The following is a 25017-nucleotide window of genomic DNA, read 5'->3' as shown; positions in this document are numbered from 1 at the left end:
GCCGGATCAGCCCACCCTGGTCAGGCGAGCGAGGCCACCGGCGATCTTTTCCCCGATCGACTGGTGGTGTGCCTTGCGCTCGGGAAGCGCGGCGGCGATCTCCTGCATGACGGCGGGGGCGCAGTCGCAGGCCACTGACAGCACCGCATCGCCCGACTGCCATACGTCGACGGCCATGTCGGTCGAGCGCTCAGTGAGCGTGAGCGCGTCATCGCCCAGGACTCCGGCGGTCCAGCCGACGACGGCGGTGTGGTACCCGTCGGAGTAGACGAGGTTCATCGACGGCGGGTCCGTCTGGTCCGACGACGAGTAGGCCACCAACGTCATGCCGCCCACCTCACGGGGGCAGGTCGCCAGGCCCAGGCACCACGTCTGCTCGTCAGACGGCGACGCCGGCTGGAGCGCGATGAGCTGCACGCCGTCGTCGGTGGTGAACGAGGCCTCGTCGAGGCTCAGCTGCTTGTACCCGACGGCGAGGTTGACCCTGCCGAGGGCGTCGTAGCGCTCCGCCCAGAGCATGACGCCGGTTGCCGCGTCGACCCACCACTTCGCCACGGGCAGCCCCTCGGCGTTGGCCTGGATCCGGACGGCGTTGCGGCCGGCCACCTGCTCCGTCGTGCCGCTGCGGACGTATTCCCAGCCCCAAGGCGCCTCCACCGGCCGGGTGCCGATCTCGGGCAGGAACGCCGAGCCGAACAGGTTGCCCCGCACGTCGAGGACCTCGAGGTGCGCGCCGTAGCCGGCCTTCTTCGTGGTGCGCACGTCCGCCGTGCGGTAGCGACCCTCCCCGTCGCTGACCCAGACCCGCTGCGTGCCGGTGAGGCTGTAGTCGGCGTCGGCGGCCCGGCGCAGCAGGTTGGCCGCGAGTTCGCGGGTGATGGGCAGCGATTCGGTCTCGGACGTGAGCGGCAGGTAGCTCTCAGACGCACCGAAGTCGGCGCCGCGCTCGTTGGCCAGCAGCATGGCGCCGACTGCCTCGTTGACGCTGATCGCCGTCAGCGACCGGGAGTACTGTTCGCGCGCGGCCTTGACGGGGTCTGCGACCTTCAACGGGCTGGGCGCGACGAGGACGGCGATGACGACGGCCGAGACCATCACTGCGATGAGGGCAACGCCACTCTGGCAGGCCAGCTGCACCCTGCGTCGGCGCTGCGACGGGAGGCCGCCCTCACCGGGGGTCATGTAGAGCGGGGTGGCGGCGTGTTCGCCGGCGATGGATTCGAGCCGGGCGGCCAGCGACTCGGGCGTCTGCGAGGAGCGGCAGGTGCTCAACTTCGAGCAGACGTCGGAGATGGCCTGGACCTCTGCGTTGCAGCCGCTGCAGCCCGCGAGATGGTACGAAACCTGTTCCCATCGTTTGGGCGACAGCGTCCCGTCGACGTAGGCCGACAGGTCACGGAGGAACTTCTCGCAGGGGCCCTTCGCCATTCAGGACACTCCGGCGTAGCGCGTTCGTCCCTCGGTGGGCGCACGGTGCGCGAGTGCCTCGCGCAGTGCTGCCCGGCCGCGGGCGATCCGGGAGCGCACCGTGCCGAGCTTCACGTCGAGGACCTTGGCGATCTCCTCGTAGCTCAGCCCCTCGATGTCGCACAGGACCACCGCGACCCGCTGCTCGGGGCTGAGCGAGCGGAGGGCGGCGGCGACGTCGGCGTCGAGCTCGGCGTCGTCGTGCAACTCCTCGGGACCCGTGCTCTCGCCCCAGACGTGGTCTGGGGCAACCGACAACGCGTCCATGCGGATGCGCTGCTTGCGGCGGGCCTGGTCGAGGAAGAGGTTCGTCGTGATGCGGTGCAGCCAGCCCTCGAGAGTCCCGGGCTGGAAGTTGTGGATCGACTTGAACACGCGCACGAACACGTCCTGGGTGAGGTCTTCCGCGTCGTGCTGATTGCCGGTGAGGCGGTAGGCGAGGCGATACACCTGTGCCGAGTGGTCACGGACCAGTTCCTGCCAGGTGGGCGCGACCCAAGTGTGCGCAGCAGCCTTCGCCGCCTTGCCTCCTCGGAACATAGTGCGCCTCTCCATATCCGGGTACCTTGCCAGAGCAACCTGTGAACAAGCTGTGGGCTCTATATGAGTCAACGCACGAGCGGCCCGGAAAGTTCCCGTCGCCCCATCGACGTCACCCCGAGGTCAAGGAGGGGCCGGCGAGGGGGGTGTGCAAGTGTGTGAAGCGGACCCGGCCCGCACTCAGGTCGTTGTTGCCCGGACACGGTGAGCAGCAGCCGGACACACCCCGTCGTCGGACGCTCCGGCAACAGCGGCGGGCACGGTTTCGGCTGCAAGTACCTGACCGTCAGGCGTTGAAGCCGTATGCGGGGCATGAAGGACGCGAGTTCAGAGTCCACGGGGAGCAGCAATTGCGCAACGTCGCATGTCAGGGCTGCGGGTCACACTCGCGTCCTTCTTGCCCCGCGTGCGGCGGCTCACTGCTGCTGTGGAGGCGCCGTGACCGGTGTCAGTCCTTGACGGCGACCAGCAGGCCGTTGCCCACGGGCAGCAGCGCCTGGGTGTAGGACTCCGACTGGTTGACGGCCTCGAGGGCCTCGCGGATGATGATCGCCTCGTCGGACTCGTCCGACTCGTCTGCCACCTTGTTGTGCCAGAGCACGTCGCGCACGATCAGCAGGCCGCCGTGGCGCAGAAGGCGCAGCGCACCGGCGACGTACTCGACGTACTCGAGCTTGTCACCGGCCACGTAGACGATGTCGTAGGCGCCGTCACGCAGCTTCGGCATCACCTCGATGGGCGAGCCGGCGATCAGGCGGAACCGCGACGTCGGGAACCCCGCCTTCTGGAAGAACTCGCGCGCCGGGATCTGGTTGTCGGCCTCCACGTCGATCGAGGTGAGGATGCCGTCGCGCTCCATCGCCTCCAGGAACGTCAGCCCGGTGGCACCCATCAAGGTGCCGATCTCGACGACGTGCTTGGCCCCGATCGCCTTCGTCAGCACCTTCAACGCGGCCGCCTCGCCCGTGGTCACCGGCGTCATGCCGGAGACGGTGGCTTCGTCGCGGGCCTGGGCGACGGCGTCGGACGGCGACACATAGTCCTCCGCGAAGGTCCAGCTTGCGGGGGTGGGGTTCTCGACAGGAGTGCTCACGGCCCCCAGCCTACTAAGGCACGGCGTGACTTGACCTAAGATGTGGCGCATGAGTCCAGACGACGACATGATGCCGGTGTTCGGCCGGGTGCTCACCGCGATGGTGACGCCCATGACTCCCGATGGCCGGGAGGTCGATTACGCGCAGTGCGCTCGCCTGGCAGCACATCTCGTGGACGACCTGGGCCACGACGGCCTCGTCATCAACGGCACCACCGGGGAGTCCCCCACCACCACCGACGTGGAGAAGCGCCAGGTGCTCGACGCGGTGATCACCGCCGTCGGCGACCGCGCCTCCATCGTGGCCGGCGTGGGCACCTTCAGCACCGCGCACACCGTCGAACTCGCGCAGCAGGCGGCCGCCGTCGGCGCCGACGGCCTGCTCGTCGTGACCCCCTACTACTCCCGCCCGCCTGCGGATGCGTTGGAGGACCACTTCGTCACCGTCGCCGACTCCACCGAGCTACCGGTGATGCTCTACGACATCCCGCACCGCGCCGGCATCCCCATTCCCGAGCACATGCTGATCCGTCTCGACGCGCACCCGAGGATCCGGGCCGTGAAGGACGCCAAGGCCAACATCGTGTCGACCTCGGCCGTCCTCGCCCAGACCAACCTGGCGTACTACGCCGGTGACGACGCCTACCTGTTGCCGCTGCTGTCGGTGGGCGGCGTCGGCGTCGTCGGCACCTCCACCCATTTCACGGCTGGCGCGGCCCGGCAGGTCATCGAGCACTACCTCGCCGGGCGCGTCGCCGAGGCGGTGGCGGCCAACCAGCACGCGCTGCCCGCGTTCCAGGGCATCTTCGCCACGCAGGGCTGCATGATGGTCAAGGCCGCGCTCGCGCTGCGCGGCCTGGACGTCGGCCCCTGCCGGGCGCCCATGGGCACCGTCGACGACGGCGTGGCTGAGGCCTACGTCGAACTCCTCGACAACCTCGGCTTCGGCGCCTGAGGCGCACCCCTACACACGACGAACCGGGCCCGGCATTGCGCCGGGCCCGGTTCGTCGTGTTGGGCGTCAGTCGCGCGGGACGGTGACGTTCTTGCCGATCGTGACGATCCCGCCCGCCGACACGTCGAAGCCGCGGGCCTTGTCGTGCTCGGGGTCGACGCCGATCTGCACGCCGTCGGGCACCACGACGTTCTTGTCGAGGATCGCGCGGCGCACCACCGCGTCGCGGCCGATGCGCACGTTCTCCATCAGCACCGAATCCGACACCTGCGCCCACTTGTCGACACGCACGTTGGGGCTGAGCACCGTGCGCTCCACCTCGCCGCCGGAGATGATGCAGCCGGCGGTCACGATCGAGTCCTCGGCGCGGCCACGGATGACGAACTTGGCGCCCGGTGCCTGCACCTGGTCCGTGTAGATGGGCCAGTCCTCGTTGTACAGGTTGAACTCGGGGTCCACGCTGACGAGGTCCATGTGGGCCTCGTGGAACGCGTCGATGGTGCCCACGTCACGCCAGTAGTTGATGTCCTTCTCCGTGGCGCCGGGCACGATGTTGTCCTTGAAGTCGTAGACCTGGCTCTGGCCCTGGTCGGTGAACCACGGGATGATGTCGCCGCCCATGTCGTGGCGCGCCGTCGGGTTCTCCGCGTCCGCCTTGAGCGCCTCCACGAGCGCCTTGCTGGAGAACACGTAGTTGCCCATGGACGCGAACGACTCGTCCGGCGAATCCGGCAGCCCGGGCGGGTCCGCCGGCTTCTCCAGGAAGCTCTTGATGCGCTGGTCCGGCGCAGAGTCGATGATGCCGAACGCCGACGCGTCCTTCCGCGGCACCCGGATGCCGGCGACGGTGGCGCCGAGGCCGGAATCGATGTGCACGTCGAGCATCTGCCCGATGTCCATGCGGTAGATGTTGTCGGCGCCGAACACCACGATGTAGTCGGCGTCGGCGTCGAGGATCAGGTTCAGCGACTGGTAGATGGCGTCGGCCGAGCCCTGGTACCAGCGCGGCCCGAGGCGCTGCTGCGCCGGCACCGGTGCCACGTAGTTGCCGAGCATGGCCGACAGCGCCCACGTCTTGGCGATGTGCCGGTCGAGCGAGTGGGACTTGTACTGCGTCAGCACTGCGATCTGGCGCAGGCCCGAGTTGGCCAGGTTCGACAACACGAAGTCGATGAGGCGATAGGTACCGCCGAAGGGGACGGCGGGCTTGGCCCGATCCGCTGTCAGCGGCATGAGCCGCTTCCCCTCACCACCAGCAAGGACAATGGAAAGAACTTTGGGGCGTGCGACCATAAGGCTGAACCTATTGCCTTTGCGGCCCACTTGCGATTGTTTCCGCGAATTGCACGTTCCGGTCTCGGGCTATGAGACGGAGTCGTTGTGCAACGATGAGCCCATGACGATGAAGTTGTCCCTGTTGACGCGGGAATATCCCCCTTCGATCTATGGCGGCGCGGGCGTGCATGTCGCGCAATTGGTGCCCCAATTGCGCAAACTCATCGACGTGGAAGTCCATTGCATGGGTGAGCCCCGCGACGGTGCCACGGCGCATGCGGAGACGTTTCCGCCAGACGCGAACGCGGCGTTGCGGGTGCTGGGCGCGGACCTCTCGATGGCCGCTGCGGTGGGTGACGTCGACATCGTCCACTCGCACACCTGGTACGCCAACATGGGCGGGCACCTCGCCGCCCTGCTGCGCGACATCCCCCACGTCGTCACCTCGCACTCGCTCGAGCCGCACCGCCCGTGGAAGGCAGAGCAGTTGGGCGGCGGCTACCGCGTGTCGTCCTGGGCCGAGAAGACCGCCTACGAGGCGGCGGACGCCGTGATCTCGGTGAGCGCCGGGATGCGCCGCGACGTGTTGGAGTCCTACCCTGACCTGGACCCGTCGAAGACCCACGTCGTGAAGAACGGCATCGACACCGACGAGTTCCGGCCCGACCACGACACGACGGTGCTGCGTGAGCTGGGCATCGACCTCGACCGGCCGTCGGTGGCGTTCGTGGGCAGGATCACCCGGCAGAAGGGCCTCGTGCACCTGGTGCGCGCCGCCACGCAGTTCGACCCGGACACGCAGGTGGTGCTGCTGGCCGGAGCCCCCGACACGCCTGAGATCGCCGCAGAGTTCGACGCCGCGTTCTCCGAGCTGCAGCGACAGCGCACGGCCCCCGTGATCTGGGTGCAGGAGATGCTGCCGCGGGCCTCCGTCCGCCAGGTGCTGACCAACGCCACGGTGTTCGCCTGCCCGTCGATCTACGAGCCCCTGGGCATCGTCAACCTCGAGGCGATGGCGTGTGAGACACCCGTCGTCGCCAGCGCGGTGGGCGGCATTCCCGAGGTGGTCGTCGACGGCGAGACCGGCCTGCTGGTGCCGTACGACCCGGCACAGGCCGACGACCCCGCCTACGTGTCGGCCTTCGAGGCCGGCTTCGCCGAGTCCGTCAACCGCGTGACCCGCGACGAGGGCCTGGCCGAGCGGTACGGCAAGGCGGGCCGCCAGCGCTGCATCGACGAGTTCTCCTGGGCGAAGATCGCGCAGGAGACCGTGGCGGTCTACCAGCAGGCGATCGAGTCGCACGCCGGCTGAGAGGCTCGGGGGTTTCGACCCTGCTCGCTTCGCCCCCAGGCTCCACCAACGAGAAAGGGCCGCCCCCTCGCGGGGCGGCCCTTCTTCTTGTCCAGGGGTGATTCAGCCGACGACGCCCTTGAGTGCGTCAAGCAGGGAGGTGGCTTCCTCGGCGTTCATCTCAACGACCAGACGCCCACCTCCGTCAACGGGAACGCGCATCACGATGCCGCGGCCCTCCTTCGTGACTTCCATCGGACCGTCGCCGGTGCGGGGCTTCATCGCTGCCATCTGCAACCCTCATTCTTTGTAAGTAGACGAACTGCGTCGGTGCCCATTATTCCGCATCTGACAAAATGGCGCCCGGTTGGGCTGACAATGCCACCTCATCATCGGCGAGATCATCGGCCAGCGGACGCTCGATCAGATCGTCGACCACCTGCATGTCGTAGCCCCGCCAGACGACGTCGAAACGCTGCGTCGCGGCCGGCGCGGCGACGCCCGCGACGACCTGGGCGAGGTACGCGTCGACCTGTGACGGGCGGTACCCGGAGAGGGCCAGCGGGATGCGCAGCTCGGCCAGGAGGTCAGGGGTGAGCGCGCCGTCGGGGACGTGCCCCTTGGGCCTGTCGTTGACGGGCTCCTGGGGCATCTCCCCCAGCTTGCCGAGCCCCGCGTACACGGAGGCGCCCAACACGGCGACGGCGACGGCGGCGATGGCGATCCACATGGGCTAAACAGTATCGAACTGGCCGGGCTCGCCCATGGCCTCCACCGCTTCGTCGATGTCGTCGGTGACGGTGACCAGGTCGAGGTCGCCTTCCGAGACGTAGCCGCCGCCGAGCACGGTGCCGCGCACCCACTCGATCAACGGCGTCCAGTACTCGGTGCCGAACATCACCATCGGGAAGTGGGTCACCTTGCCGGTCTGGATCAGCGTCAGCGCCTCGAACAACTCGTCGAGGGTGCCGAACCCGCCGGGCATCGTGATGAAGCCCTGGCTGTACTTGACGAACATCGTCTTGCGCACGAAGAAGTAGCGGAAGTTGATGCCCAGCGTGATGTAGTCGTTGAGCCCCTGCTCGTGTGGCAGTTCGATGCCGAGCCCGACGGAGCAGCCGTCGGCCTCCATCGCGCCCTTGTTGCCGGCCTCCATGATGCCGGGGCCGCCGCCGGTGATGATGGCGAAGCCCTTCTCCACGAGGCGTCGGCTGAGCTCGACGCCCTTCTGGTACATCGGGTTGTCCGGCTTGGTGCGGGCGGAGCCGAAGATGCTGACCGCCGGTGGGAGGCCGTAGAGCGCGTCGAAGCCGTCGACGAACTCCGACTGGATGCGCAGCACGCGCCAGGGGTCCCAGTGGTTCCAGCCCATCCGGTCCTTCTTCTCGAGCAGGGCCCGGTCAGCCATCGGCTGCTCCATCTCCTGCCCGCGCAGCACGATGGGCCCCTGGCGCCGACGTCGTCCGGGCTGCAGGTCCTGTGGCGTGGGTTCGGTCATGACTGGGCCTCCTCAGGCGCGGTGAGCCAGCGGGTGAGCCCGGCGGCGCATTTCTCCAGGTCGGATACGGGGCAGAACTCGTCGTCGCGGTGGGCGTAGGCGGGGTCCCCCGGGCCGTAGTTCACGGCGGGCACGCCGAGCGCGCTGAACCGGGCGACGTCGGTCCAGCCGTACTTCGGGCCGGCCGGCACCCCGATGGCCTCGACGAACTCCCGGGCCAGCGGCAGCGTGAGGCCCGGCCGCGCGGCCGGCGAGAGGTCGGTGACCTTCAGGTCGTAGCCGGCGAACCACTGCCCCAGCAGCGCGAGGGCCTCGTCGCCGGACTTGTCGGGGGCGAAGCGGTAGTTGATGGTGAGGGTCGCCTCCGGCGGGATGACGTTGGCGGCCATGCCGCCCGAGACGCCGACGGCGTTGAGGCCCTCGCGGTAGACCAGCCCGTCGACCTCGACCTCGGCGCTCCGGTACCCGGCCAGCGTCTGCAGCGCCGGGGCCAGGTCGTGGATGGCGTTGTGGCCCATCCAGGCGCGGGCGCTGTGCGCAGCCGAACCCGTCGTCGTCAACTCGACGCGGATGGTCCCCTGGCAGCCCCCCTCGATGAGCGCGGAGGTGGGCTCCATGAGGACGGCGAAGTCGGCCTCGATGAGGTCCGGCCGGTTGCGCGAGAGTCGGCCCAGGCCGTTGCGGGTGGCCTCGACCTCCTCGTGGTCGTAGAAGATCCACGTGACGTCCCGGTTCGGGGCGCTCAACTCGCCGGCCAGCGCCAGCATGACGGCGACGCCGCCCTTCATGTCGCAGGCACCCCGGCCCCAGACGCGCACGCCGTCGGAGTGCTCGACGAGTCGTGAGGGCAGGTTGCCGGCGACGGGCACGGTGTCGAGGTGACCGGCGATGACGACGCGTTCGGCTCGGCCGAGGGCGGTGCGGGCGACCACGCAGTCACCGTCGCGGAAGACCTCGAGGTGCGGCGACGCGGCCATGCGGCGTTCCACGAGGTCTGCCAGTGCGCGTTCGTTCCCGGACACGGACTCGACGTCCATGATCTCCTGCAGCAACCGGGCCAGCTCTGAAACCATGCCCCGACACTAGCGTCTCCAGGGGCGGGCGCCCGGGGCGCTGACGAAGGATCCGGCGTGATTTGTGGTGGATGCAGCGGTGAGGCGCAGGGCCCCAGGCCGCTCGTGGGACTCGCGGCTCAGGGGACGGGGTGGGCGAAGCAGCCGACGGCGCGCTCCGCGCAGGCGGGGCAGGTCACCAGCCGCACGCGGCAGGCGAGGTCTGCGCAGTTGACCAGCTGCGAGGTCGCCGCGCCGCAGCGATGGCAGGCGCCGATCTGCTCAGCCCCCTCCGGCGCGACGGTCTCGCGGCCGTCGAACACCGTCAGCGCGCCCCTCCACCGCGACGACGACCCGAAGCGCTCCAGGTAGCGCACGATGCCGCCGTCGATCTGGTACACCTCCTGGAAGCCGCGCTCCTTCATCAGCACGCTCAGGATCTCGCAGCGCACGCCGCCGGTGCAGTAGGTGATGACGGGGCGGGCCTTGAGGTGGTCGTACTTGCCGGAGTCGAGTTCCGTGACGAAGTCGTGCGTGGTGACCACGTCCGGCACGACCGCGCCGTCGAAGCGGCCCACCGCGGCCTCGACCTTGTTGCGACCGTCGAAGAACACGACGTCGGGCCGCGCTGCGGCCAGCGCGTCGACCTCGTCGGGGGTGAGGTGCGTGCCGCCGCCCGCCACGCCGTCGGCGGTGACCTCGAGCTCCGGCACGCCGAAGGCCACCAGCTCCGGCCGCGTCCTCACCGAGAGGCGCGGGAAGTCCAGCGACCGGCCCTCGTCGTCGAGGGCGGTGCCGGGCGACCACTTCTCGTCGAGCGCCCGGAACGGGGCGTACAGCTTGGTGGCGCGCAGGTAGGCCTTGCAGGCGTCGAGCTCGCCGCCGATGGTGCCGTTGATGCCGTGCGGCGACACGATGATGCGGCCGCGCAGCCCCAGGCGGGTGCACAGTTCGAGCTGCCACAGCTTCACCGCCTCCGGGTCCGCCAGGGGCACGAACCGGTAGAACAGCAGGATCTTGGGCACCGACATGGCTGGGAGTGTACCGACGGCGAACGGGGCCGCCCCCGAAGGAGCGGCCCCGCAAGGTTCGGCAGCGGTCAGTGGCTGTCCAGGACCTGGCCGGACCGGTCCCGCGTCATGAGCACGGCGACGAACGAGATGGCGGCACACGCGGCGACGAAGACGCCCACCAGCCACCAGTTGTTGGTGGTGCCCACCAGCGCGGTCGCGATCAGCGGCGCGGGGCCGCCGACGATGGCGGCGCCCACCTGGTAGCCCAGCGAGATGCCGGTGTACCGCACGTCAGCGGTGAACGACTCGGCCAGGAAGGTGCCCATCAGTGCGCCGTAGATGGACCAGATGGCGCCGAAGCCGACGACGGTGGCCAGGGTGAGCAGCAGCACCGACTTCTGGTTGACCATCCAGAAGTAGGGGAAGATGTAGGCCACCGCCAGCAGGGTGCCGACGAGGTACATGGGCTTGCGGCCGATCCGGTCGGACAGGGCGCCGAGCGCCAGCATGCAGGGCACGGCCACGACGGCGGCGAACAGCACGGCACCGAGCGCCTGGCCACGCGTGTAGCCCAGGCCGACGGCGTAGCTGACGGAGTAGGTGGCGAAGATGAAGAACGTCGAGGTCTCGATGAACTTGGCACCGATGGCCTTGAGCACCGACGGCCACTGGGTCTTGAAGATCTCGACGATCGGGACCTTGACCTCCTTGCGTTCGGCCTTGATCTTGCGGAAGGCCGGGGTCTCGTCGACCTTGGCGCGGATCCACAGGCCGAACATCACCAGGAGCGCAGAGAGCAGGAACGGGATGCGCCAGCCCCAGCTGAGGAACGCGCTCTCCGGCAGCAGCCAGTCGAGGAACCACAGCGTGAGGTTGCCCAGCGCCAGGCCGAGCAGTGCGCCGGTCTGCGGGACGGCACCGTAGAAGCCGCGCTTCCTCCGGGGGGAGTACTCGACGGCCAGCAGCACGCCGCCGCCCCATTCGCCGCCGAGCGCGAGGCCTTGGATGAGGCGCAGCAGCGTCAGCAGGACGCCGGCCCAGGCGCCGATCGCGGCGTGCGTGGGCAGGAGGCCCATGAGCGCCGTCGAGACGCCCATCAGCGACAGGGTGAACACCAGCGTCTTCTTGCGGCCGATGCGGTCGCCGATGTGGCTGAACAGCACGCCGCCGATGGGGCGGACGAGGAAGGCGAGCGCGAACGAGGCGAGCGACAGCAGCGTCGAGGTGAGGGCGTCGTCCGACGGGAAGAACAGCGGGCCGAAGACGACCGAGGCCATGGTGCCGTAGAGGAAGAAGTCGTACCACTCCACGGTGGAACCGACGGCGGAGCCCATGAGGGCCTTGATCCGCGTCCCCTTGTCGATGTCCTCCACGTTGAAGGATTCGTGGCTGTGTTCGTCGATGGGCCTCACGATAGTGCCCGGCTTGAGATCGGTCATGTGTGCTTCCTCCTTGAAGCAGGGGGGTGGGGGGCGGGGCTCAGCTGGCCGAGCGGGACTTGGCGAGGTCGAGGGCGACGTCGACGATCATGTCCTCCTGGCCGCCGACCATGTTGCGGCGGCCGAGTTCCATGAGGATCTGCGGCGTCGGGATGCCGTAGCGCTCTGCGGCGCGACGGGCGTGCAGCAGGAAGCTGCCGTAGACACCGGCATAGCCGATCGAGAGCGTGTCGCGGTCGACTCGGACGGGCTGGTGCATCAGCGGGCGGACGAGGTCGTCGGCGGCGTCGGCGAGCTTGAAGACGTCGCAGCCGGTCTCCCAGCCCATGCGGTCGGCGACGGCGACGAAGGCCTCCAGCGGCGTGTTGCCGGCAGCGGCACCGAGGCCGGCGAGGCTGGCGTCGACGCGGTAGGCGCCGTTCTGCACGGCGGCCACGGAGTTGGCGACGGACACGGACAGGTTCTCGTGGGCGTGCACGCCGACTTCGGTCTCCGGCTTCAGCGCTGCCCGCACGGCCTTGATCCTGGCCGCGTACTGTTCGGGCACCATGGCGCCGGCGGAGTCGGTGACGTAGACGCACTGCGCGCCGTAGCTCTCCATGAGCAGCGCCTGCTCCACGAGCTTGGCCTCGTCGGCCATGTGGCTCATCATCAGGAAGCCGGCGGTGTTGAGGCCGATCTCGCGTGCCTTGGCGATGTGCTGCGCGGAGGTGTCGGCCTCAGTGCAGTGCGTGGCGACGCGGACGTAGCGCGCACCGGCGTCGTAGGCCTCCTGCAGGTTGGGGATGACGCCCACGCCCGGCAGCAGCAGGATGGCGATCTTGGCGCGCTTGACGGCGGCGGCCGCCGCCTCGATCTTCTCCAGGTCGGTGTGGGTGGCGAAGCCGTAGTTCACCGTCGACCCGCCCATGCCGTCGCCGTGCGCGACCTCGATGGAGTCGACGCCGGCGGCGTCGAGCGCGGCGGCGACGGAGGCCACCTGCTCGGGGGTGAAGGTGTGCCGCACGGCGTGCGAGCCGTCGCGCAGCGTCACGTCGGAGATGAAGATCTTGCCCTCGGGGTAGCTCATGCGACGGCCTCCTCAGCCTGATTCAGGTGTGCAGCGATCTCCTGCCCGGTGCGCAGCGCGGCGGCGGTCATGATGTCGAGGTTGCCGGAGTAGGCCGGCAGGTAGTCGCCCACGCCCTCCACCTCGAGGAAGACGGAGACCTTGAGGCCGTGGAACTGGCCCACGCCGGGGACGTTGACGCTCTGGTCCGCGGTGATCTCCTCGAACTGCACGTCCTGCTTGAGGCGGTAGCCCGGCACGTACTCGGCCACCTCCCCGATGCGGTTGCGCACGGCGTCGCGGATCTTGTCGCGGTCGCCGTCGGAGGTCAGCACGAAGACGGTGTCGCGCATCAGCACCGGCGGTTCGGCCGGGTTGAGGATGATGATGGCCTTGCCCTTGCGGGCGCCGCCGATCTTCTCCAGTGCGTGGGCGGTGGTCTCGGTGAACTCGTCGATGTTGGCGCGGGTGCCGGGGCCGGCCGACCTGGAACTGATCGACGCCACGATCTCGGCGTACTCGACGGTGGCGCCGGTCGACGAGATGGCGTGCACGATCGGCGCGGTGGCCTGGCCGCCGCACGTGACCATGTTGACGTTCATGTCGGTGGTGATGGTCTCCAGGTTGGCCACGGGCACGCAGAACGGGCCGATGGCGGCCGGGGTGAGGTCGACGACGCGGATCTCGGGCTTCGCGGCGCGCAGCACCTTCTCGTCGTACAGGTGGGCCTTGGCAGAGGTGGCGTCGAAGACGATCTCGACGTCGGCGAACACCTCGTCGGCGACGAGGCCGTCCACGCCGGTGGAGATGGGCTTGACGCCCAGCCGTTCGGCGCGCCTCAGCCCGTCGGACTCGGGGTCGATGCCGACCATGGCGACGATCTCCAGGACCGTCTGCTCGGGCTTCAGGATCTTCATCATCAGATCGGTCCCGATGTTCCCGGAACCGATGATGGCGACTTTCGTGGTCACTCGGTGTTCCTCCTAACACGTCCTCGTGTTCGAGATTTCGAAGTCTTGTTCAAGATTTCGTATGCTTTTCTAAGTATCGAACACGCGGGTTGTCCTGTCAAGACGTGTGCAAGAATCTTTTCCAGCTACCAGAGACGGTGAGACATGGCCCGATTGACCCCCGCGCTGATGCGCGCGCTCGACATCATGGAACTGTTCGTCGAGAGGGGCGCGCGGTTCAACGCCGCGCAGATCACCGAGGCCACCGGCCTCCCCCGCACCACCGTCCACGAACTGCTCACCACGCTGGTGCACCGGGGCTACCTGAACCGCGACGAGGTCGGCAACTTCGAACTCGGCGTGCGCACCGCGCAGCTGGGCAACGCCTACGCGGCGCGGTTCGACCTGCTGGCGGCCGCGACTGAGGTGGCCCGCGACGTCGGCCAGGCCACCGGCCACACGTGCTCCGTGGCGCTGCGCGAGGGGGCCGAGGTGTTCTACCTGGCGAAGGTGGAGGGCAACGAGGCGCTGTCGCTGATCTCCAGCGTCGGCAAGCGGGCCCCAGCCAGCTGCACCGGGCTGGGCAAGGCGCTGCTGTCGGAGCTGGATCCCCTCGAACTCGACCGCCTCTACCCGACCGGGCAGCTGCCGGCGCTCTCGGCCCACTCGATCACCGATCTGGGCGAGCTCAAGAAGGCACTGGCGGAGGCGCGCGCGCGTGGCTACGCCGTCGAGCGCGAGGAATCCGGCCCGGGAGTGGCCTGCGCGGCGTCGGTCATCCGCGACGCGGCCGGCACCGCCGTCGCCGCGCTGTCGGTCTCGGTGCCGCTTGCCCGGTGGGACCAGTTCCCGGAACAGCACTGGGCCGACATCGCGCTCGAGGGCGCGGGCCGCTTGAGCGTGCAGTTGGGCGCGCTCCCGCGCCGATAGACTTGCCCGCATGACCAATGAGACCCGCACCGCTTGGGCCTGGGGCCTGGCCACCGTCCACACCACCGGGGCCGTCCTCGACGCCTGGTACCCGGAGCCCAAGCTGGGCTCCGACTGCACGGACGAGCCCAGCTCGCTGCTGGCCGACGCCCAGTACGTCGACGAGATCCGCCAGGTGGAGACCAAGGTGGTCCGCACCCGGATCAACCTCGACGAGAAGCCCGAGACGGTCGAGGACGCCTACCTGCGCCTCCACCTCCTGAGCGCGCGTCTCGTCCAGCCCCACCAGGTCAACCTCGACGGCATCTTCGGCGTCCTGCCCAACAACGCGTGGACGACGACGGGCCCGGTCCGCGTCGGCGACGTCTCGCGGGTGCGGGTCCTCCTGCGCGCCCGCGGCGAGCAGCTGACCGTCTACGGCATCGACAAGTTCCCCCGCATGGTCGACTACGTCGTCCCCAGCGGCGTGCGCATCGCCGACGCGGACCGTGTCCGCCTCGGCGCGCACCTGGCCGAGGGCACCACCGTCATGCACGAGGGCTTCGTGAACTTCAACGCCGGCACGCTGGGCACCTCCATGGTCGAGGGCCGCATCTCGGCCGGCGTCGTGGTGGCCGACGGCACCGACGTGGGCGGCGGCGCCTCCATCATGGGCACCCTCTCGGGCGGCGGCCAGGAGGTCATCCGCCTCGGCGAGCGCTGCCTGCTGGGCGCCAACTCCGGTGTGGGCATCTCGCTGGGCAACGACTGCGTGGTCGAGGCCGGCCTCTACATCACGGCCGGCACCAAGGTCACCCTGGGCGACGGCAGCGTGGTCAAGGCCCGCGAGCTGAGCGGCAAGGACGACCTGCTGTTCCTCCGCGACTCGGTGCACGGCAACGTCATCGCCCGCCACCGCCGCGGCCAGAAGGTCGAGCTCAACTCGACCCTCCACGCGAACGACTGATGATGCGCAGACCACTGATCGTGGCGCTCGTCACGGTCCTCGTGGTCGGCGGCCTCGGGGTGGGCGCCTGGTTCGGTTACCGCTACGTCAAGCAGCGCATCACGCCAGAGGTGTGCCACGTGGCCACCTCCGGTGGGTCGCTGACCCTCTCGCCGGCCCAGGCGCGCAACGCCTCGGTGATCGTGGCGGCCTCCGTCGAGCTCGGCCTGCCGGAGCAGGCCGCCGTGATCGCGCTGGCCACGGCCTACCAGGAATCCGGCCTGCGCAACCTCGACTACGGCGACCGTGATTCGCTCGGGCTCTTCCAGCAGCGACCCTCCTACGGCTGGGGCACGGAGGAGCAGATCATGGACCCGTGGTACTCCTCCGCCCGCTTCTACGAGGAGCTGGTGAAGTTCACGAACTGGGAGACCACGGACGTCAACGACATCGCCCAGAAGGTGCAGCGCAGCGGCCACCCCGAGGCGTACCGCAAGCACGAGGAGAACTCGCGCGCCGTCGCGGGCGCGTTGCGGGGATCGGTCCCCGCGTCGTTGGGCTGCGTCAGCTTCGAGCCAGATTCCAGCCCTGACCGCGCCGGGCTCCTCCGCGTGCTACAGGCCTTCGGGCCTCAGCTCACGGTGGAGGAGTCCGACGGCGGGTTGAGCATCAAGGCCGCCGACGAGACCACGGCGTGGGCCGCCGCCCAGCACGTGGTGGCCAACTCCTACGACGCCGCGCTGGTGCGCGTGCAGCTGGCGGACCGCGAGTGGAAGTCCGACTCGCAGCAATGGTCAACCCTGCGCAACCCCGGCGAAGAGTTGACCATCACCGCTTCCTGAGCCGCGAGCCCCTCCGCCCGCCGCGCTGCTCGTTCCTCGCAGGCGGTGGGCTCAGGCAACCTCAGCTGCGCCAGGTGCGCCACAGGTGCGCGTACTGGCCGTCCAGCCCCATGAGCTCGTCGTGAGAACCCAGCTCGACGATCCGGCCGCCGTCCACCACCGCGATGCGGTCGGCGTCGTGGGCGGTGTGCAGCCGGTGCGCGATCGCGATGACCGCGCGGCCGTCGAGCAGCGCCGACATCGAGCCCTCCAGGTGGCGGGCCGACGACGGGTCGATCAGCGACGTCGCCTCGTCGAGCACCAACGTGTGCGGGTCCGCGACGATGAGCCGCGCAAGCGCCACCTGCTGCGCCTGGGCGGGCGTCAGGTTGGTCTTCCCGTGGCCCAGCTGGGCGTGGATCCCTCCCGGCAGCCGCGACACCCAGCCCCACGCGTCCACCGCCCGGAGCGCGTCCTCCACCTCGGCGTCCGAGGCCGTCGTCTCGCGCGCCAGCACCACGTTGTCGCGCACCGACCCGACGAAGACGTGGTGCTCCTGCGTCACCAGCGCCACCTCGGTGCGGAGGCGGTCCAGCGGCAGGTCCATCACGTCGACCCCACCGACGGTGACCTCACCCTCCCGCGGCCGGTTGATGCCGGCCACGAGCCGGGCCAGGGTCGACTTGCCGGAACCCGACGGTCCCACGACGGCGAGTCGTTCCCCCGGCACCAGGTCGACGTCGACGCCATGCAGCACGTCGACGTCCGGCCGGTAGCCGAACCGCAGCTCGGACCCGGTCAGCTTGATGCCCTCGGGCACCGCCTCGCCCGGGGTGCGGTCGTCGTCGACCTGCGCGACGCCGATGAGGCGCGCGGTGGAGACCAGGCCGAGCTGCAGGTGGTCGAGCACCGCGATGACGCGGTCCAGCGGGCCGGACAGCTGCGACACGTACAGCGCCGCCGTCGTGATCTGCCCGATGGTGACCCAGCCGTTGCCGTAGCCCCACGTACCGAGCAGGACGATGCCCACCAGCGGCAGCTGGAACGAGGCGTCCACCATGCCGAACAGCATGTTGCGCAGCGTCATGGTGTACCGCTCGGCCTGCCCCGAGACCTCGGTGTCCTCGTCGAGCTGCGCCACGCGCAACTCCCCCAGCCCGAGCGCCTCGACGGTGCGGGCACCCTCGACGGTCTCGGTGGTGGTGGTGTTGATCACCGAATACGAACGCGACTCCGCGATGTAGCCGGCCGGCGCGCGCGACAGGTAGTAGCGCCCGCCGAAGATCATGATGGCGGCGGTGAACAGCATGGGCAGGGTGAGCAACCAGGAGTTCAGCAGCATCGCCACCAGCGTGGCGCCGATGAGCACCACCGACACGATCAGCGTGGGGATGGCCCAGCGTGCCGCCACGCCCATCTTCGACACGTCGGAGGTGATGCGCGTGAGCAGGTCGCCCGAGCCGGATGACTCGACGTGGCCCAGCGGCAGGCGCAACACGATGCGCACCACCTCCTCGCGGGCGGCGGCCAACAGGTCGTAGCCCAGCACGGCCGAGACGCGCCGTGCCGCCAACGTGAACAGCGCCTGCAGCACCACGACGCCGGCGATGAGCAGCACCGTCGAGGTCAGGGCGTCGAGCGCCAGCCGGCCGCCGGTCACCCGGTCGATGAGGTCGCCCAGCAGGAACGGCGCCACCAGGCCCGTGCCCGCAGCCGCGAGGTTGGCGAGGATGGCCCACAGCAGCAGCGCGCGGCGGTTGGTCATCAGGTCACCCAGGAACCCCACGGCCACCTTCGACGAGGCCACGGGGAACCCGTGTTCGGGCGCGCGGGAGTCGCGGTAGATGGCCTGCGCGTTGGCGCCGCGCACGTGGTGCCGGGCCAACAGCGCACGAAGCCTGCCGTTGGGCCCCTGGGCCGGGCGACGGACGTCAGCGAGCCCCGCGTCGGGTCGAAGGGCGCGCAACATCTCCGGCAGCCTGGGCTCAGGCGGCTCGGTGCGCCAGGTGCGGGCGGAGCCCGCCAGTAGTTCACTCATCGTGGTCCTCCATGCCGCGCGCGATGATGCGGCGGTAGTGGGTGTTGTCATGTAGTTGGTCGTGGCTGCCGCGGGCCACCTCGCGCCCGTCCACCAGCACGGCGACCTCGTCGGCCCAGCGCAGCAGCAGCGGCGACGCCGTCACCACGACGGTGGTGCGGCCACGCCGTGCCGCCGCCAGCCGCTCCGCGATGCGGGCCTCGGTGTGCGCGTCGACGGCGGACGTGGGTTCCACGAGCACCAGCACCTCGGGGTCGAGCAGCAGGGCCCGGGCCAGCACGATGCGCTGGCGCTGGCCGCCCGACAGGCCGCGGCCCTTCTCGTCGATGCGGCCCTGCCAGCCACCCGGCAGCGACTCGAAGATGTCCTCGGCCGAGGCCGTCACCAGCACCTGCTCAGCGGCCTCCCGTGAGTGCGTGCCCCACGGGTCCACCGCCGTCTGCAGGGTGCCGGCGAACAGGCTGGCACCGGTGTGCGAGACGACGACGCGGCGCCGCAGCCCTGCCGGGTCGAGGTCGCGGTAGTCGACGCCGTCGGCCGTCACGCCCCAGGGCTTCCGGGCGGCCTCGGCGTCGCGTTCCGCCCGACGCCTGCGGGCGGCGAGCCGCTCCTTCCGGGCCCGGCGCAGCGCCTTGCCGGAGAGACCCTCGTCGTCGGGTTCATCCTCCGTCGCCTCGGGCAGGTAGCGGCCCAACCGGTCGGCGAGCGCCGCCGACACGTCGGGGTCCGCCGACACGATGCCCAGCATCCGGCCGGGCCGCACGGTGACGCCAGAGGCCTCGTCGTGCAGCACGGGCTCGCTGCCCAGCGCTCGCCCACCGTCGGGCCAGGGCAGGTCCGCGCCGAGCAGCGCGCTGGTCTTCTGCGCGCTGACGAGGCCTTGGACCCACTTCTGGGCGAAGTCGAAGAACATCTGCATGGGCGTCATCAGGAACACGGCGTAGCCGAAGAAGCTGATCAGTTGGCCCACGCTGAGCGTGCCCTCGAGCAGTTGCCGCGACCCGAGGTAGACCAGCACCACCAGCAGCAGGCCGGACAGCAGCACGCTGATGGCCTCCACCACGGCCTGCCAGGTGCCCAGGCGGATGCCGAGCCCGCGGACCTTCTGCGACTGGCGCGCGTAGTTGTCCGCGAACGTCTTCTCACCGCCGATGCCGCGCAGGATCCGCAGCCCGGTGGCGATGTCGGTGGCCATCGAGGTCAGTGACGAGTTCTCGGTGCGCTCCGCGCCCTGCGCCGCCGTCAGCGGCCGCAGCACCGGCGTGGAGGCGGCCAGCAGCAGCGGTGTGGCGATCAGCACCACGAGGCCCAGCTCCACCGAGGTGGTGAGCATCAGGGTGGTGGCCACCAGGAAGCTGACGAACGCTGCGATCACGCTGCCGAACGCGTCGACCGTGGCGCCGAACTGGTCGCCGTCGGAGGCCGAGACGCTCAGCACCTCGCCGGTGGGCACGCGCCGGTTCAGCACGTGGCCGAGGCGCACGGCCTTGCGCGAGACGCGCCGCTGGATGCCGTAGATGCCCAGCAGCCACATCCGCACCGCGTAGGTGTGGAAGAGGATGCCACCGACGACGCCGAAGGCGATGACGCCCACCAGCAGGAGCACCCAGCCGACGACGGCAGTGCGGTCCCCGCGCATGATGCCGGCGTCGATGGCGCGGCCCAGCACCCATGGGGTGAGGGCGCCGGGCACCATCCAGGAGGAGGCGGCCAGCGTCATGGCCGGCACGACCCAGCCGTAGGAGCGGATCAGCCAGAACAGGAAACGGCTCGGCGAACGCACGTCGGGTGCGTCGGAGGCAGGGATGGACGGCGGGAAGTCGAAGCGGCCGCGTTGGGGCGAGAGCATGTGAGAAGTCCTTGGATGGCGTCGTGACGACGCGACAGAAGGGTGTCAGGAGGAGGGGGTGACGCGGGGCGTCGAGGGGCGCGGGCTGGCGGTCAGGCGGCAGCAACCAGGCGCGGCCGACCGGGGAGCGCGACAAGGAATGTATTCAACATGTGCGGCACCTCCCATCGACTTCGAGCGCCACGCTACGCCCACGCCTCGAAGGCTGTCAACCTGCAGCCACGGCCAGCGCCGCGAGGCTGGCCCCGCCGGCGATCAGCAGCACGACCACGTCGTGCAGCCGCAACCTCCTCTGCAGCCACCACAGCCCGAACGCGCCGAGCACGGTGGCCCACCCGACGGCGGCGTCCGGCAGCTCCGCGCGCTCGGCGATGTCCATGTTGGCGCGCACCATCGACAGGCACGTGGTGATCAGCAGGCCGCAGATCACCGGCAGCACGTAGGCGCCGAGCCGTCGCACCAACGCCGAGTTGGAGATCCTGCCGTAGCCGCCCATCAGCAGCATCGCGACCGCGCAACACGCCGCGACCGACAGCACGAAGGCGGCGACGGCGAAGGCCAGGCCCACCTGCGGGCCGCCGCTCTGCAGGCCGTAGGAGTAGCCGACGGCCGAGGCGATCTTGACCAGGATGGGGCCGGGCAGCGCATTGGCCACCGGCACGGCCTGACCGTAGAACTCGGCGGCGGGCACGATGCCGCTGGCCACGAAGAACCCGTCGGCCACGCCGACGTAGGCCTCGCCGCCGCCGAACGAGGTCACGGTGGACAGGCCGATGAGCCCCAGGAACTCCGCGCCGCCCAGTAGCACCGCACCGATCAGGATGGCCGCTACCAGCGCCGTGAAGACCGCGGCGGAACTCCACGCGGCGCGGGCCGGGCGCGCCGGCTGCTTCGAGGCGGGCATGGGCGGGTCGTTGCGGCGCCACAGCGACCACACGCCGATGACGGCGAGCGTGACGAGGACCAGCTGCAGTGCGTCGAGCTGCGGCAGCGCGGGCCGCCACCGTTGCCCGAGCAACTCCCCCACCGCGGCGACCAGCTGGTTGGCCCCGGTGGTCAGGACGAGGCGGTGACCACCACGAGGTAGACACGCAGTCGGCGGCCGCCGGCGCGCAGCACCTTGGCGACGAACTCGCCCAGCAGCACGATGATGAACGCGGCGATGCCGACGGCGGCGAACTCCACGAACCGCATGGCCCCGGCGCCGATGGCGGTGAAGCCGGCCAGTAACCCCACCGTCGCTGCGGCCCCCGGCAGGGCGACGGCGAGCGCGGACTGCAGCGAGCCCAGCCAGCCGCCGGCCTCGGCGCCGGCGAGGGCGCCGAGCTTGACCGGCAGCGCGCCAGGCGTGATGTTGGCGATGAGCGTGTGGGTGCCGAAGGTCCTCTCGTCGAGCGTGCCCCGCCCGACGAGTTCCTTCTCCATCACGGGGATGAGCGCGGCGCCTCCGCCGAAGCCGATGGTGCCCACCTTCAGCATGGAGCCCACCAGCTCCAGCATTCCCCGCCGTCCGGCTCCCATCGCAGTCAACGCACCCCTTTCGGGGCCAACCTACCGGCCGCCGTCACGGGGGGTCGGGCGGGGGCTGGCTACGCCTCGAGCCTCACCGGGAGGCGGTGAGCCGCTCGGCCGCCGCTGCGATGCGCTCGTCGGTGGCGGTGAGCGCCACCCGCACGTGTTGCGCGGCGGCGGCGCCGTAGAAGTCGCCGGGGGCTGCGAGGATGCCGCGTTCCGCCAACCAGTCGATGGTGGCGCGGCAGTTCTCACCGCGCGTGGCCCACAGGTACAACGAGCCCTCGGAGTCGTCGATGCGGAAACCGGCGGCCTCCAGCGCGGGCTTGAGCACCGCGCGGCGACCCAGGTAGCGGCCCCGCTGCTCCTCGACGTGCGCCTGGTCGCCCAACATCGCGGCCATGGCGGCCTGCATGGGTGCCGGCAGCATCATGCCCAGGTGCTTGCGCGCCACGATGAGCGGCTGCACGACGGCGGGGTCCCCCGCCACGAACCCGCCCCGGTAGCCCGCAGCATTCGACCGCTTCGAGACGGAGTGCACGGCCAGCAGGCCGGTGAGGTCGCCGTCGTTGACCCTCGGGTCGAGGACGGAGATGGCCTCGGCGTCCCAGGCGAACTCGCCGTAGCACTCGTCGCTGGCCAGCACCGCACCCACTCGGCGGGCGGCGGCGACGAACGCCCGCAGCGCCTCCAGCGGGAGGATGCGGCCCGTCGGGTTGGCCGGTGAGTTGATCCAGATCAACCTGGCGTGGTCCGGAACGGCGCCCGGGTCATCGAGGGGCAGTGGTTCGGCGTTCGCTACCAGCGCACCGACTTCGTACGTCGGATATGCGCATTCCGGGAAGACGACGGCGTCCGATGGCCCGATTCCGAGCAGGAGGGGCAGCCAGGCGACGAGTTCCTTGGTGCCGACGACGGGCATGACGCCCTCGTCGGCGAGTTCGACCGACGCCCAGCGGCCCTCCAGGTAGGCCCGGATGGCGGCACGGGTCTGCGGGGTCCCCCACACCGTCGGGTAGCCGTGCGCGTCCCCCGCCCCGGCCATCGCGTCGACGGCCAGCTGCGGCGTGGGGTCCACGGGCGTGCCGACCGACAGGTCCACCAGCCCGCCCGGGTGCGCGCTGGCGACGCGCTTGGCGTCAGCCAGCGTGTCCCACGGGAAATCGGGCAGGCGGGCCGCCAGGCCCATCAGTTGGCCTGCGGCGGCAGCGCTTCGACGACGGGGTGGTCCTTGTCGATGGTGCCCAGCTTCGCGGCGCCACCGGGCGAGCCGATCTCGTCGAAGAACTGGACGTTGACGTCGTAGAACTCGGCCTGGTCCTCCGGCACGTCGTCTTCGTAGTAGATGGCCTCGACGGGGCACACCGGCTCACAGGCACCGCAGTCCACGCACTCCTCCGGGTGGATGTAGAGCATGCGGTTGCCCTCGTAGATGCAGTCGACGGGGCACTCCTCGACGCAGGCGCGATCCTTCACATCGACACAAGGCAGTCCGATGATGTACGTCACAGTTTCTCCTTACAGGCGGGCGTGCCCCAGCTTAGCGCGCCGGCCTGTGGGGAGCTCCCACGTCAGGGCTGGCAGGTGATCTTGTCGCCCGCGCTGTACTTCCAGCTGAAGGGTTCCCTCTTGACAACCTTGCCGTCCTTGTGGAATAGGCGTTCCCAGTTGACGGTGAAGCCCTGGATCGGTGCCTGCGGCTCGCACGCGGGGTCACCCGTGATGGTGCGCTCCGCGCCGTTGTAGAAGCCCGACTTCTTCAGCTCGGTCGACGTCACGTCGTCCCACGTAGGCTTGGACCAGATCTTGAAGGTGATCGACCCACGCTTCGACGCCGACGAGGGGCTGATGTAGCCCTGGATGATGGCCGGGTAGTCCGTGTTGTTCTTGAAGCGCATGTCGAGCGAGCCGTAGTACACGGTTGCCTCGCGGCCCGCCGGGTAGCGGTCGAAGTAGAGCGAGTGCGGCTTGTGCTCCACGTCCTCATAGCCGGCGAAGAAGGCGGCGTTGAACAGCGTGGTGGCCGCCTGCGAGATACCGCCGCCCGACTCCTTCACCAGCCTGCCCTTGTTGATCACGTAGCCGTCGACGTACCCGTTGGCGGTGGTGCGCTCGCCGAGGGTGTCGTTGAGGGAGAAGACCTCACCGGGCATCAGGACGGTGCCGTTGACCGTCTTGGCGGCCTGGCCGAGGTTGTTGTTGCGGTAGGCGGCGTGGGGGTAGTTGGTGGTGAACTCGCCGATGACGGTGAACTGCCCCAGCGCGGTGGCCTCCGCCGTCGTGTACTCGGGCTCGAGGGTCTCGACCTCGACGGGGACGGTGCGGGCGTCGCCGGAGGCCGTGGCGGCCTTGTCGACGGCGGCAGCGAAGGCCTCCTCGGTCAGCTGCACGCCGGTGACGGCGGGCACGACGACGACCTTGCCGCCCTCGAACTTGAAGCTTGCGTCCTTGGCCTCCGTGAGCTCCAGCGCGCGGCGGGCCTCGGCGGTCTGCTCGTAGAGCTCCGCGGTGTCGAGGGTGCCGACGATCTTCTCGCCCTCCACGTCCAGCGAGGCCGCCTCTGCCAGCGAACCGGGTGCGATCTCCATCTGGACGTCCTCGTGCGTGAGGATGACGGGGCCGCTGATGAGCGGCTCCGCGAAGTTCTTCACGACGTCGTCGACCATGGCGTCGGTGACGGCCGCCGGGGTGGTGGCCAGCGTCACCGCCACGTTGCCGCGGCCCTCCTCGAACGCCTGCTTGGCGGTGGCGACGGTGGCGTCGACGTCCATCGCCTGGGCGTCCGTGGCGGGGGTGCGCACGATCTTGCCGCCCTCGAACTTCACGGTGGCGTCCACGCCGGCGACGGCGAACTCGGCCGCCTTCGCCTCGACGGCCGAGCGGAGCGCGTCCTCGTCGACGGTGCGCACGAGGGCCACCTCGCTGCCGCCGGTGAGCGTCTCGTAGATGTCTGCGGGGTTCCAGGAGTGGCCGCCGCCGGCGTTGACCACGGTGGCCTCGTAGTCGAAGCCCAACCCGGCGTCGGCCGGCACGATGTCGGTGGTGACGCTGCCGGCGCTGAGGGTGAGGGGCTCGGCCAGCTTCGGGGAGAACTCCGCCTCGAGCTGCTCGCGCGCCCCGTCGGGCGACAGGCCACCGATGGCCACGCCGTCGACGGCTGCCTGCGCGGGTACCTGGTTGCCCGCCACGAAGTACGAAGCGACGTAGGTTCCGCCCACGAGGATCAACACCCCGATGACGCAACCGATGACGATCTTGCTGGCTCTACTCACATCCACCCCTCGCGTACCACGTCGGCACAAGCGGGGTCCATCGTACGTT

The 25017-nt window shown here is 69.9% G+C and carries 24 protein-coding genes; 5 read left to right on the top strand and 19 right to left on the bottom strand.

All coding sequences use genetic code 11. The annotated features are described in order from the left end of the window. Window positions 1-6: 6 nt before the first annotated feature. The 3 genes from ABEA30_RS06835 to ABEA30_RS06825 form a co-directional block, all read right to left on the bottom strand. A complete protein-coding gene (locus tag ABEA30_RS06835; RefSeq protein WP_345580941.1) occupies window positions 7-1428 on the bottom strand; it encodes a zf-HC2 domain-containing protein in 1422 nt (473 codons plus the stop codon). After that, a complete protein-coding gene (gene sigE / locus ABEA30_RS06830) occupies window positions 1429-2022 on the bottom strand; it encodes an RNA polymerase sigma factor SigE (RefSeq protein ID WP_425584617.1) in 594 nt (197 codons plus the stop codon). Window positions 2023-2455: 433 nt separating this feature from the next. Further along, window positions 2456-3100: an O-methyltransferase gene (locus tag ABEA30_RS06825; RefSeq protein WP_345580938.1), complete on the bottom strand. Its 645-nt coding sequence runs from the start codon at window positions 3098-3100 to the stop codon at window positions 2456-2458. A 49-nt stretch (window positions 3101-3149) separates the two neighbouring features. On the opposite strand from ABEA30_RS06825, the gene dapA reads away from it, so the two are divergent. Next, on the top strand, window positions 3150-4055 hold the full coding sequence (dapA, locus tag ABEA30_RS06820; RefSeq protein ID WP_345580935.1) for a 4-hydroxy-tetrahydrodipicolinate synthase: 906 nt from the start codon (window positions 3150-3152) through the stop codon (window positions 4053-4055). Window positions 4056-4121: 66 nt separating this feature from the next. Here dapA and glgC read toward each other — a convergent pair whose 3' ends face one another. Further along, complete coding sequence (gene glgC / locus ABEA30_RS06815; RefSeq protein WP_345580932.1) at window positions 4122-5348, bottom strand: glucose-1-phosphate adenylyltransferase; 1227 nt, start codon at window positions 5346-5348, stop codon at window positions 4122-4124. 109 nt (window positions 5349-5457) lie between these two features. On the opposite strand from glgC, the gene glgA reads away from it, so the two are divergent. Further along, entirely contained in the window at window positions 5458-6642 is a 1185-nt protein-coding gene (glgA, locus tag ABEA30_RS06810) for a glycogen synthase (RefSeq protein WP_345581299.1), read from the top strand. A 102-nt stretch (window positions 6643-6744) separates the two neighbouring features. Here glgA and ABEA30_RS06805 read toward each other — a convergent pair whose 3' ends face one another. From ABEA30_RS06805 to ABEA30_RS06770, 8 genes are all read right to left on the bottom strand, one after another. Next, the gene (locus ABEA30_RS06805) at window positions 6745-6912 is read right to left on the bottom strand and encodes a DUF3117 domain-containing protein (RefSeq protein WP_345580929.1); all 168 of its coding nucleotides are present in this window, start codon (window positions 6910-6912) and stop codon (window positions 6745-6747) included. 46 nt (window positions 6913-6958) lie between these two features. Further along, the gene (locus ABEA30_RS06800) at window positions 6959-7351 is read right to left on the bottom strand and encodes a hypothetical protein (RefSeq protein WP_345580926.1); all 393 of its coding nucleotides are present in this window, start codon (window positions 7349-7351) and stop codon (window positions 6959-6961) included. Window positions 7352-7354: 3 nt separating this feature from the next. Then, a complete protein-coding gene (locus ABEA30_RS06795; RefSeq protein WP_345580923.1) occupies window positions 7355-8119 on the bottom strand; it encodes an LOG family protein in 765 nt (254 codons plus the stop codon). After that, window positions 8116-9192 carry a succinyl-diaminopimelate desuccinylase gene (gene dapE / locus ABEA30_RS06790; protein WP_345580920.1) on the bottom strand — a complete coding sequence of 359 codons (1077 nt, stop codon included), beginning with the start codon at window positions 9190-9192 and terminating at the stop codon, window positions 8116-8118. The genes ABEA30_RS06795 and dapE overlap by 4 nt, the downstream gene beginning before the upstream one ends. A gap of 119 nt (window positions 9193-9311) precedes the next feature. After that, window positions 9312-10202 carry an oxygen-dependent tRNA uridine(34) hydroxylase TrhO gene (trhO, locus tag ABEA30_RS06785; protein WP_345580917.1) on the bottom strand — a complete coding sequence of 297 codons (891 nt, stop codon included), beginning with the start codon at window positions 10200-10202 and terminating at the stop codon, window positions 9312-9314. A gap of 68 nt (window positions 10203-10270) precedes the next feature. After that, window positions 10271-11623, bottom strand: a complete 1353-nt coding sequence (locus ABEA30_RS06780) for an MFS transporter (protein ID WP_345580914.1) — start codon at window positions 11621-11623, stop codon at window positions 10271-10273. A gap of 40 nt (window positions 11624-11663) precedes the next feature. Beyond that, window positions 11664-12692, bottom strand: coding sequence for a 4-hydroxy-2-oxovalerate aldolase (gene dmpG / locus ABEA30_RS06775; protein ID WP_345580911.1), 1029 nt, complete (start codon window positions 12690-12692; stop codon window positions 11664-11666). After that, window positions 12689-13642 (bottom strand): acetaldehyde dehydrogenase (acetylating), encoded by a 954-nt coding sequence (locus tag ABEA30_RS06770; RefSeq protein WP_345580908.1) that lies wholly within the window; start codon window positions 13640-13642, stop codon window positions 12689-12691. Before ABEA30_RS06770 ends, dmpG begins: the two co-directional genes overlap by 4 nt. Before the next feature lie 144 nt (window positions 13643-13786). Here ABEA30_RS06770 and ABEA30_RS06765 point away from each other — a divergent pair, with 144 nt between their 5' ends. From ABEA30_RS06765 to ABEA30_RS06755, 3 genes are read left to right on the top strand one after another with little or no spacing between them, the layout of a single operon-like run. Continuing rightward, the gene (locus ABEA30_RS06765) at window positions 13787-14551 is read left to right on the top strand and encodes an IclR family transcriptional regulator (RefSeq protein ID WP_345580905.1); all 765 of its coding nucleotides are present in this window, start codon (window positions 13787-13789) and stop codon (window positions 14549-14551) included. A gap of 10 nt (window positions 14552-14561) precedes the next feature. Beyond that, the gene (dapD, locus tag ABEA30_RS06760; RefSeq protein WP_345580902.1) at window positions 14562-15497 is read left to right on the top strand and encodes a 2,3,4,5-tetrahydropyridine-2,6-dicarboxylate N-succinyltransferase; all 936 of its coding nucleotides are present in this window, start codon (window positions 14562-14564) and stop codon (window positions 15495-15497) included. Between the two features lie 2 nt (window positions 15498-15499). Next, on the top strand, window positions 15500-16318 hold the full coding sequence (locus ABEA30_RS06755) for a hypothetical protein (protein ID WP_345580899.1): 819 nt from the start codon (window positions 15500-15502) through the stop codon (window positions 16316-16318). A gap of 61 nt (window positions 16319-16379) precedes the next feature. Here ABEA30_RS06755 and ABEA30_RS06750 read toward each other — a convergent pair whose 3' ends face one another. The 7 genes from ABEA30_RS06750 to ABEA30_RS06720 all read right to left on the bottom strand — a co-directional run bounded on the left by ABEA30_RS06750 (window position 16380) and on the right by ABEA30_RS06720 (window position 24968). After that, complete coding sequence (locus ABEA30_RS06750; RefSeq protein WP_345580896.1) at window positions 16380-18335, bottom strand: ABC transporter ATP-binding protein; 1956 nt, start codon at window positions 18333-18335, stop codon at window positions 16380-16382. Next, entirely contained in the window at window positions 18328-20184 is a 1857-nt protein-coding gene (locus tag ABEA30_RS06745; RefSeq protein WP_345580893.1) for an ABC transporter ATP-binding protein, read from the bottom strand. The genes ABEA30_RS06750 and ABEA30_RS06745 overlap by 8 nt, the downstream gene beginning before the upstream one ends. 208 nt (window positions 20185-20392) lie before the next feature. Further along, window positions 20393-21211: a chromate transporter gene (locus ABEA30_RS06740; RefSeq protein WP_345580890.1), complete on the bottom strand. Its 819-nt coding sequence runs from the start codon at window positions 21209-21211 to the stop codon at window positions 20393-20395. A 29-nt stretch (window positions 21212-21240) separates the two neighbouring features. Continuing rightward, a complete protein-coding gene (locus tag ABEA30_RS06735) occupies window positions 21241-21684 on the bottom strand; it encodes a chromate transporter (RefSeq protein ID WP_345580887.1) in 444 nt (147 codons plus the stop codon). 103 nt (window positions 21685-21787) lie between these two features. After that, window positions 21788-22885 (bottom strand): succinyldiaminopimelate transaminase, encoded by a 1098-nt coding sequence (dapC, locus tag ABEA30_RS06730; RefSeq protein ID WP_345580884.1) that lies wholly within the window; start codon window positions 22883-22885, stop codon window positions 21788-21790. After that, the gene (gene fdxA / locus ABEA30_RS06725) at window positions 22885-23205 is read right to left on the bottom strand and encodes a ferredoxin (protein ID WP_345580881.1); all 321 of its coding nucleotides are present in this window, start codon (window positions 23203-23205) and stop codon (window positions 22885-22887) included. The genes dapC and fdxA overlap by 1 nt, the downstream gene beginning before the upstream one ends. A gap of 62 nt (window positions 23206-23267) precedes the next feature. After that, window positions 23268-24968: a VanW family protein gene (locus ABEA30_RS06720; RefSeq protein WP_345580878.1), complete on the bottom strand. Its 1701-nt coding sequence runs from the start codon at window positions 24966-24968 to the stop codon at window positions 23268-23270. Window positions 24969-25017: the final 49 nt, after the last annotated feature.

The sequence above is a fragment of the Tessaracoccus lubricantis genome (assembly GCF_039544535.1).
GTDB classification, from domain to species: domain Bacteria; phylum Actinomycetota; class Actinomycetes; order Propionibacteriales; family Propionibacteriaceae; genus Arachnia; species Arachnia lubricantis.
This window is presented reverse-complemented; position numbering and strand designations above follow the sequence as displayed.

Excerpts from the sequence above, each read along its gene's own strand:
- ABEA30_RS06835 (WP_345580941.1), bottom strand. The coding sequence starts at position 1,428 with ATGGCGAAGGGCCCCTGCGAGAAGTTCCTCCGTGACCTGTCGGCCTAC.
- sigE (WP_425584617.1), bottom strand. The coding sequence starts at position 2,022 with ATGGAGAGGCGCACTATGTTCCGAGGAGGCAAGGCGGCGAAGGCTGCT.
- dapA (WP_345580935.1), top strand. The coding sequence starts at position 3,150 with ATGAGTCCAGACGACGACATGATGCCGGTGTTCGGCCGGGTGCTCACC.
- glgC (WP_345580932.1), bottom strand. The coding sequence starts at position 5,348 with ATGGTCGCACGCCCCAAAGTTCTTTCCATTGTCCTTGCTGGTGGTGAG.
- glgA (WP_345581299.1), top strand. The coding sequence starts at position 5,458 with ATGAAGTTGTCCCTGTTGACGCGGGAATATCCCCCTTCGATCTATGGC.
- ABEA30_RS06805 (WP_345580929.1), bottom strand. The coding sequence starts at position 6,912 with ATGGCAGCGATGAAGCCCCGCACCGGCGACGGTCCGATGGAAGTCACG.
- ABEA30_RS06800 (WP_345580926.1), bottom strand. The coding sequence starts at position 7,351 with ATGTGGATCGCCATCGCCGCCGTCGCCGTCGCCGTGTTGGGCGCCTCC.
- ABEA30_RS06795 (WP_345580923.1), bottom strand. The coding sequence starts at position 8,119 with ATGACCGAACCCACGCCACAGGACCTGCAGCCCGGACGACGTCGGCGC.
- dapE (WP_345580920.1), bottom strand. The coding sequence starts at position 9,192 with ATGGTTTCAGAGCTGGCCCGGTTGCTGCAGGAGATCATGGACGTCGAG.
- trhO (WP_345580917.1), bottom strand. The coding sequence starts at position 10,202 with ATGTCGGTGCCCAAGATCCTGCTGTTCTACCGGTTCGTGCCCCTGGCG.
- ABEA30_RS06780 (WP_345580914.1), bottom strand. The coding sequence starts at position 11,623 with ATGACCGATCTCAAGCCGGGCACTATCGTGAGGCCCATCGACGAACAC.
- dmpG (WP_345580911.1), bottom strand. The coding sequence starts at position 12,692 with ATGAGCTACCCCGAGGGCAAGATCTTCATCTCCGACGTGACGCTGCGC.
- ABEA30_RS06765 (WP_345580905.1), top strand. The coding sequence starts at position 13,787 with ATGGCCCGATTGACCCCCGCGCTGATGCGCGCGCTCGACATCATGGAA.
- dapD (WP_345580902.1), top strand. The coding sequence starts at position 14,562 with ATGACCAATGAGACCCGCACCGCTTGGGCCTGGGGCCTGGCCACCGTC.
- ABEA30_RS06755 (WP_345580899.1), top strand. The coding sequence starts at position 15,500 with ATGCGCAGACCACTGATCGTGGCGCTCGTCACGGTCCTCGTGGTCGGC.
- ABEA30_RS06750 (WP_345580896.1), bottom strand. The coding sequence starts at position 18,335 with ATGAGTGAACTACTGGCGGGCTCCGCCCGCACCTGGCGCACCGAGCCG.
- ABEA30_RS06745 (WP_345580893.1), bottom strand. The coding sequence starts at position 20,184 with ATGCTCTCGCCCCAACGCGGCCGCTTCGACTTCCCGCCGTCCATCCCT.
- ABEA30_RS06735 (WP_345580887.1), bottom strand. The coding sequence starts at position 21,684 with ATGCTGGAGCTGGTGGGCTCCATGCTGAAGGTGGGCACCATCGGCTTC.
- dapC (WP_345580884.1), bottom strand. The coding sequence starts at position 22,885 with ATGGGCCTGGCGGCCCGCCTGCCCGATTTCCCGTGGGACACGCTGGCT.